Here is a 7982-nt window from a genome sequence, read left to right as displayed (position 1 = left end):
ATGCCGCGGCGCTGAACCGCGGCTCCAGGGTGCTGGTCATGAAGGTATCGATTTCAGCCGCGGTCAAGGCGCTGACCGGCTTGGAAAGCCCGGTCGCGTATGTGTTCAGGGCAGTGACGATATCGGCCTCAACGGTCGCGCTGCGATCCGTCAGTGGCGGAACGTCCGTATTGACACCGGAAAACAGGTATTCGCCGCCGGTGATCATGTTGCCGGTGTCCAAGAGCTGTGAAAGTGCCGCCGCCGAGGACTGGAGAGTAACGGTGATGGCGGTCGATGCCTGACTTCCCTTGAGCGCCGTCAGATTCTTGACCAGCGCATCACTCGCCTTCTGCACGTCGGCCAACCCGCTCTGGGACATTTCGAGACGAAGATTGACCGTGGAGTTGCTGTCCTTGAACGAGGAGATCCGATCAAGCTCGCGCGCATAGTTCACGCTCTTGGCCGCGTCGATGCCGAGCGATACGCCGATATCGGCGTAGGTTTTCGTGGTGGCTTCAATCGAAGCCTTGACCATCTGGTTCTGCGACTGGCGGATCGTCAATCGCATCGCGTTCTGAATGGCTGAACTAGAAATAAAAGAGCTCTTCATGGCTTAACTCGCTATATCCAGCAATGACTTCAACATTTCATCGATGGCGTTCAAAATCTTCGTCGCCGCCTTGTAGGATTGTTCGATGTCGAGAAGCAGCGTCAGCTCTTCGTCCAGGTTGACGCCGGTCTCGTTGGAATAGGCTTCGTCGGATCGCGAAAGCGCTGCCGCCGTGTTCTCCGTGGCACCGCTCGCGTCGCTGCGGTACTGTTCGAACCAGCCGATCGAGCTAGACGAAAAATCCATGATGCTGACGTTCGAGTCGATACCCGTCGCCGAGTTGAAGCCGATTACGCCAGCGCCCGGATCGAAATCCATCTTGGCGCCCATGGCCGTGTAGAACTTGTCGAGCTGGGCGGTGTAGCCGCCATTGGCAGCGGTATTCTGATCGAAGGCGGCGCCGTTGATCGAACCGTTGCGCAGCTTCATCGGATCGCCGCCCAGCGAGGTCACCACTGCCGGATTGACCGTGATGGAACCAGCAATGCCGTCGATGATCGTGGCCGTCGTCGGCGTTCCGCCCGGAAGCCCGCTCGGCAACGTCCAGGTAAAGAGACCCGGTAGCGTGCTGGTTCCGGCCGTGTTCGTTTCCGAAAATAACGCAACGAGACCCTTGGCGATTTCGTCGAGCTGGGATTGGAACGTCGGCGCGACTTCGTCACGAAGCTGGAGAAGCGCCTGGAGACTGCCCTTTGCCGACGTCGTGCCGCCCGAGCCCTTGCCGAGCGCCACGCCATCGATGTAAACGCCGTTGCCGTCGGTGGAGGCGCCGTAGCTCTGGGTCGGCTTGAACGTCACCGCGCGCGGAATGGTCTCGAAGAGCGTCACCCCGTCGGAGGTATAAAGTACCATGTCGTTGTTATCGCGGGTGACGGTCGTGACTCCCACGATCCCCGAAATCTGCTTGAGCAAGGCATCGCGCTGGTCGAGCGCTTGCGAGGGATCGGCACCGGCGGACGTGGCAGACTTGACGGCGTTGTTTGCGGTTTCGAATTGCGCCAGCAGCTCATTCAGCTCTTCTACGGAATTTGCAATCGATTTGTCCGCATTCATCCGCACCTGCTGGACAGCGTTGGTCGCATTGTTGAGCGAGTTCACGACGTCCTGCGCCGCCGTGATCGCGCCCTGGCCGGCGATCGTGCTGTTCGGTGCGGCTCTGAACGCGCTAAGCTTGTCACGAAAGACCGCAAGGTAGGTGGAGGGCGCCGTCTCGTAATCGTTGCCGCCGATGACGGACTTGATGTCTTCCAAGCCGTTCAAAAGGGTCTGCTGGGCACTGTCTTGAGAATTGCTCTTCAGGTATTGGCGCAGGAGAGCATCCTCCTGCGCACGGTTGATCTTGACCACCTGCGCGCCATTCAAGGAGGTGGTGAGCATCGCCTGCCGACGCACATAATCCTTATTGCCGGCATTGGCGATATTGTTCGATACGACGCTGCTTTGCGCGCCTGTATTGTTGAATATGCCCTGTGCCGTATTAAGTGCGGAAGTGAGCGACATGGCTTAGCCGTTACCTTACTTATCTTTTGAGATTGACGAGGACGTCCATCAAGTCCGAACCCGTCTGGAATACTTTCGAGTTTGCCGTATAGCTGCGCTGCGACTCGATCATTTCCGTGAGTTCGCCCGCCATATCGACGTTCGAACCTTCAAGCGCGCCAGATTGGATCTTGCCGAAGCCACTCGTCTGCGGGAAGCCGGTGACGGTGACGCCGGACCTGCCGTTCGCTGAGTAGACGTTGCCGGACATCAGCGTCAGCAGATCGGGGCTTGGCACGTTTGCGAGCGGGATCTGGAAGACGGGCTTGGTGCTGCCGTCGTCGTACTTCGAATACACCACACCATCGGCGTCGATGGTGATATCGACCGGCGAGTTTGCGCCCTGTCCATCGACATTACCGGTGCCGGACCAACTGTCGCCGACCTGCGAGAGATCGAGGCTCATATTGATGGTGAGACCCGTCACCGGATCGATGATGTCCGTGGTGCTGGTATGCGTTGCATCCGTCAGCATCTGCCCTGCACTGTCGAAATATACCCGCTTCACGTCAACGGCGGCGGAAGAGTACGGGAAGGAGCTCGTGCCAGTCGCGGCCTTGTCGGCGTTGCGGAATACGGCCATTTCCCATTCGTAGGCGGTGCCAGTCGGCGGCAGCGGCGCCACGGCCGTTACCGGGACCTTTGTGAAGTAGATGTCGTACATCACCTTGCTGCCGAGCTTGTCATAGGTGACGATCGAATATTTCTGCGTGTCGGATGTGGCCGTTGCGTTGTTTGCGCTCGGGAGGTCTGCCGCCGTGGTTTCGATGGGCGAAGATGGCTTGAGGTTGCCCGTCCACGTACCATTCGCCGTCGGCACGGCTTCCAGTTTCTGGTCGCCGAGGACATTGATCGGAACGAGGCCGTCGAAGCCGTTGACGACGACGGCCGGAGCGGACGAACCATAAGGATAGCCCATCAGCGTGAAGCCCGCCGAGTTGACGAGGTTGCCTTCGTCGTCCTTCGTGAAGTCACCGGCGCGCGTCAAGACCGGCGTGCCGTCGGCGCCCTGCACGATGAAAAAGCCGTCGCCGGAAATGGCGAGGTCGTAGCCCGAAGTCGTGTAGGAGATGTCGCCTTGGTCGGAAACAGCCTGACGGATGGACGTCTGCACACCACCGGAATTGTAGTTGCCTGCCGTGGACGGCAGGACGAGAGAGGAGAAGGCGGTCGAGACAGCCTTGTAGCCGGTGGTATTTGCATTCGCGATGTTGTCGGCAACGGTGCTCAGGCGGTTTGCCTGTGCGTTCATCCCCGACACTGCCGTCTTCATGCTGCCAAAAATGCTCATCTGAAAACCTCGTTTTCCTTGATAGCTGGAGAGTATTTGGCGGGCCTTGCGTGAAGCTGTCTGTAGCGGAGCTGCCTGATCGAAATATTGAAAGGCACGTTTCCGCGGGCCGGGCCCGCCGCTGAAAATCAGTTCCAGTCGATGCAGTAGCCGAGAAAGCGCTTCGAATCGACAGGGTCGAAGCCGAGCTTCTTGCGCAACTTCTTGCGCAGCTTGGAGATATGGCTCTCAACGACATTCTCTTCGACTTCCTCGTCGAAGATGCCGTAGATGGCGTTGAAGATCTGGGTCTTGGTGACGCGGCGGCCGCGGTTGGCGATCAAGTATTCCAAAATGCGGCGTTCGCGGCGCGGAAGCGCAAAGACTTCACCGTTGATTTCCGGATCGCGGCCGTCCGAAAAGACGCGGATTGCGCCGATATCGGTGTGGGTCGAAATCGCTTTCAGGCGGCGGCGGATTGCAGCGGCGCGCGCCAGGATTTCACGGGGGTGCACTGGCTTGCGGACGACATCGTCGACGCCGCAATCAAAAAGTGCAAGGGTGTTTTCGAGCGAATGCTGGTCGCTGACCGCAATCACCGGGGCCTGGGAGCGATCCCGGATCGCCCGTGGCAGCTCTAAGGTCCGCCTGCCCTGGCCGATCAGGAAAGCTTCGACAGCCGCGATATCGGAATCCGCCGCCGTTTGCACCCACTCGCCGAATTCGCTTGGATCAAAGCCGGTCGAGGGAATGCCCTCGCGGCCAAACAGTGATGTGTAACCATCTTTTACGAGCTCACGCTCATCAACCACTACGATCATTCGTCCGCCTCCGAATCAGTGTGGCACCTCGATGATCTATGGGTACGAATCGCACGAATCTGGGACAAGCTGCTGGAACTTAATGGCAGGAATTAACAGTTGATTAAGAACTGGGTCCCGATTTGCTCTATATCTAGTATGCCGCCTCGGTTATGCACACAAAAATTTCGTGGAAAAGTTAACGGCGGGTAAATTAGATCTTGGTGACCCAATTTTCGGCCAATTCCTGCCACATTATGGCACGATTCCGTTTTGTTCACATTTTTCTATTTTTGCTTGCATCAGTTATGGCAGAAGTTACTCGCATTGGGAGTCCACTTGCCATAACCGGTAGCGACGAGATTGGCGATCACGCGGCAGACATACCGCTTCTGCGCAGGGTCGTTATTTGGTCCGGCGTGGTATCTGGCTACCGCCATCGTCCAGGTTTCATGCCGGTCGTGAAGATTGCGAAGGAACTTTGCCGCATATTCGACGTTGCGGTGGGGGTCGAACATGGCTTCCGCCGAGCTGAAATTCTCGCCATGAAAGTAATGGTTGATCTGCATGCAGCCGACGTCGATGAGCTTTGCCCCGCTTTTTCGCGCCGAATAGAACTGCCTCATGGCGTCCAGCTCGGAAGGCGGGAAGACTGCCTTACCTTCTATGTTCAGCGCAAAAGGATAGAGCGAACCTTTGCGTCCGGTCTCCGTCAGGCCCACGGAATAGAGAATGCCTTCCGGTATGCCGTATTTGGCGGCAGCAGACTGGATTTCCCTTTCGCAGGCACCGTTGGAGGCACGCGTCTCACAGGTAAACGCTGCCAGGAGCGCCGCCGCCAGCGGCGCCAGAAGCAACATCTTCAACATTTGTCTCCCCTGCCCCATTAAGGCCTCCATTGCCCCGCTGTGCTGTCTGGGTGTGGCGCTCGCGCGCTTCACCGCCCTGCCCCTGCTGCAGGGATTGTTGCTGGGAAGACTGCTCTTGCGCATTTGCCTGGTTCCCCGCGTCGGGCTTTTCTACCGGCGCCATGCTGATCGTGACGTTGTCGATGGCATAACCCTGGCTGCGAAGCGCCTCGATGATCTTGCCGTGATCTTCCTTGAGCTGCCGATAGGCCGCACCGGTTTCGACCTTCAGATCGACGTTCAGGGCATCGCCGGAAAGGCGCATCGTTGCCGTCACGAGGCCGAGGTCGATCGGCGTCATCTGGATCTTGAGGGTGTTGACAACCTTCCCGGTGCTCGTCCATTCGGCAGCGTTCGACAGTGCGGAACTCGGCTGCATCGCACCCGTCCACTCCCTGTCGCCAAGGATTGCAGCGGTTACGGACGCGGAATTCTGCGCGAGGCCGATATAGCGGCGTGAATCGAGAACCGTGACGTTTTCGATATCGCTCCTTGCCTTGGCGGCCGACCCTTCCTGGTCAGCACCGATACGGATGTCCATGGACTCGCCGCGCCCGTCCGCGCGGCTCAAACGAAACGTCTTTCCATCAAGATTGGCTGCGTCGTCCACGGCCGGCATCTGCGCGTCGCCGGCGCTGATCGCCGCCAGCGCATCGGCCGCAGGCGCAATACCAGTGCCACCGCCGGCACCCTTTTCCTTGCCGGCCTTATCGTCCTTCGCATTCACGTTGGCTGCAGCCAGGAAGGCCACCGGGATCACCGTATCCGTGGCATCCTTGTTCAAAAGACCGAGCGCATCAGAAACAGACGTCGCATCCGACGAAGGGCCTTCATCGACTCCGGCCTTGGTCTCCAAGGGCTTTGCCGATTTTTCGTCTTTTGCGACATGTGCATCTTCCGCGACCTCGCCGGCGTCTCCTTTGATTTTGAATTTTACCGAAGCCGTATCGACGCGGCTTTTCATTTGATCCTTGCCGGATGTGCCTGTGACGGTTGCAACTGTCTGAGGCTGCGTCGCGGCCTGTTGTTTCAACGATGCATCGCTGAGGGCGATCATCGGCTTGCTGCGAGCGCGATCGCGCAGACTGAGGGCAATACTGCCGGCGGCGCCTTCATCGATTTCTGGTTGGGCATCATCAGCCGCAGGGGCCCCAGCAGGCTCGCCGCCGGTACTGTTTTGCGGACTGTTTCCTGCCTTCGAGAGCACGTCCGAAAAGCCGCCATTGCCAGCGTCGCCGCCCTTGGCTGCCGGACCATTGCCTCTGGCGGCTGACGACGCCTCGGTTGCGGCCGCTCCCCCTGTAACGCTCATATCAATCATTTCAATTGCTCTCTTGGCTCAAGAGACCGTCGATTTCATCGAGTTTCGAACGGCTCGTCGTCACAAAGGATTTGAATGACGCTTCAGCGTCTTGCCCTGCACCGTCCGGCATCAGCGCCGGCGCCGCCCCACCGTCAGCAGGCTTGGAGGGCGCCGCGACCTCTACGGGCTGGTTTCCGTCGGCCGTGGATACGGCTGCCTGTTCAGAAGTAATTTCTTCATTAGCAGGTTTAGAATCGGACGCTTGTGTCAGGCTTGCCGGATCCGGCGGCTGCAGCACCTGTTCGGCGATTGATTTGGCCGCAGCGCGTAGCGCGCGGTCGCGCGGGGAGAGCTCGCTGTCTGCAACGCTGCTGATGCTCTTTGCGGCCGTACCCACGTCGGGCGTGGAGACCAAGGCCATGTTGCCGTAGAAATCCGCGAGCGCGCCGAGCGCATTGTTCGGTTCGCCGGCAAGCGATTGCGCGTATGCGGCTGCCGTCCTCGCAACTTCCGCCTTGCCGGCAATACCGGCGGCGCGCGCAATGCGCAGATAGACCTCGCGCCGCCGCGACTCGTCCATGAAGGAGAGGATGCCGACGATATCTTCCGTCTTCACATGGTCGTGGTCGACGATAAGCTTGACGAAAAGATCGGCGAACTGGCTCGCATAGGGCGAATGGAGGAACCGCCGCACATAGCGCTGCGAATAGGCAAGCCCCTTGTCAAGGAGACCCGCTTCGACGCAAATCGCCACCGAGCGGCGCAGGGCCGCCTCTTCTACGATCGTTCCCGGCGCCGAGAGCCGCGCCTGATCATAAAGCTTGAGCGCTTCATCCGGGCTTCGCGCCACCATGACGTTGCCGCCGACAAGCGCGAGATAGGGACCGATCTTCTTGTCGCGGTACTCATTTGCGGTTTCGACCAGTGTCTTTGCAACGAGCAGGCCCTTGCCGCTCAGGTACTTGCGCAGGACATCGGTTACACGAGTGTCGAAATAGCCGTTCACGTCCCGGGCAATCAGATATTCAAGCGTGGCCGGATTGCCGCCGCTCATGGCATAGACGAGTGCGGCATCGACATTGCGGTCATCATCGAAGACTGAGGCATCTGCACTGCGCAGGCGCTGATCGATCGTGCCGAGCATGAAGCGCTGCATCTCCGCCGCCGAATGATCGCCGAGGGCGACCGAGTCCTGTACGAACTGCAGCGAACGCAACATCTTGTACGGCGAAAGGTTCGCCTGATCCTCACCCGCAGCGACGGCCGGCGAAGCGATCGCCAGTCCGAGAGCCAGGAGAAGATGCCGGTGCTGCGGGCGCGCCATGAAACTATCCTTGATCCGCCTGAACCAGGATTTCGATGCGGCGGTTGCCGGCATTGAATGGATCGTCGGGCAACTTCAGCCTCCGGTCAGCAAAGCCCGAAACCTGGGAGAAGCGCTTCTCCTCCACCCCCCCCCCAACGAAAACGTAAAAGAGTGACCGGGCCCGACCCCAGGACAGACCGCCACTTTTAATATTGGTGGCCCTTTTTTGACGGGCGGGCGCTCGACCCCGCGTTTCGACAACGA

6 protein-coding genes and 2 pseudogenes are annotated in these 7982 nt (G+C 59.2%); all 8 read right to left on the bottom strand.

The window, feature by feature from the left end; translation table 11 throughout:
* Nucleotides 1–592, bottom strand: a pseudogene (locus C9413_RS23565) (flagellar biosynthesis protein FlgL); the annotation flags it as partial.
* A gap of 3 nt (nt 593–595) precedes the next feature.
* Nucleotides 596–2092, bottom strand: a complete 1497-nt coding sequence (gene flgK / locus C9413_RS23560; RefSeq protein ID WP_039843981.1) for a flagellar hook-associated protein FlgK — start codon at nt 2090–2092, stop codon at nt 596–598.
* 19 nt (nt 2093–2111) lie between these two features.
* Nucleotides 2112–3422: a flagellar hook protein FlgE gene (locus C9413_RS23555; protein WP_039843980.1), complete on the bottom strand. Its 1311-nt coding sequence runs from the start codon at nt 3420–3422 to the stop codon at nt 2112–2114.
* A 128-nt stretch (nt 3423–3550) separates the two neighbouring features.
* Complete coding sequence (locus C9413_RS23550; protein ID WP_039843979.1) at nt 3551–4222, bottom strand: winged helix-turn-helix domain-containing protein; 672 nt, start codon at nt 4220–4222, stop codon at nt 3551–3553.
* A gap of 281 nt (nt 4223–4503) precedes the next feature.
* Nucleotides 4504–5067, bottom strand: a complete 564-nt coding sequence (locus tag C9413_RS23545; protein ID WP_039846625.1) for a lytic transglycosylase domain-containing protein — start codon at nt 5065–5067, stop codon at nt 4504–4506.
* Entirely contained in the window at nt 5009–6430 is a 1422-nt protein-coding gene (locus C9413_RS23540; RefSeq protein ID WP_039843978.1) for a flagellar hook-length control protein FliK, read from the bottom strand. The genes C9413_RS23545 and C9413_RS23540 overlap by 59 nt, the downstream gene beginning before the upstream one ends.
* 1 nt (nt 6431) lies before the next feature.
* On the bottom strand, nt 6432–7736 hold the full coding sequence (gene motC / locus C9413_RS23535; RefSeq protein WP_039846624.1) for a chemotaxis protein MotC: 1305 nt from the start codon (nt 7734–7736) through the stop codon (nt 6432–6434).
* Nucleotides 7737–7740: 4 nt separating this feature from the next.
* Nucleotides 7741–7982 (bottom strand): annotated as a pseudogene (locus C9413_RS32800) (MotB family protein); the annotation flags it as partial.

This window comes from Rhizobium sp. SEMIA 4085, from assembly GCF_013004495.1.
GTDB classification, from domain to species: domain Bacteria; phylum Pseudomonadota; class Alphaproteobacteria; order Rhizobiales; family Rhizobiaceae; genus Rhizobium; species Rhizobium gallicum.
The sequence above is the reverse complement of the archived record's forward strand: the minus strand, read 5'-3'. Positions and strand labels throughout refer to the sequence as shown.

Bases quoted from the DNA above. Each gene is read 5' to 3' on its own strand.
- flgK (WP_039843981.1), bottom strand. From the start codon at position 2,092: ATGTCGCTCACTTCCGCACTTAATACGGCACAGGGCATATTCAACAAT.
- C9413_RS23555 (WP_039843980.1), bottom strand. From the start codon at position 3,422: ATGAGCATTTTTGGCAGCATGAAGACGGCAGTGTCGGGGATGAACGCA.
- C9413_RS23550 (WP_039843979.1), bottom strand. From the start codon at position 4,222: ATGATCGTAGTGGTTGATGAGCGTGAGCTCGTAAAAGATGGTTACACA.
- C9413_RS23540 (WP_039843978.1), bottom strand. From the start codon at position 6,430: ATGATTGATATGAGCGTTACAGGGGGAGCGGCCGCAACCGAGGCGTCG.
- motC (WP_039846624.1), bottom strand. From the start codon at position 7,736: ATGGCGCGCCCGCAGCACCGGCATCTTCTCCTGGCTCTCGGACTGGCG.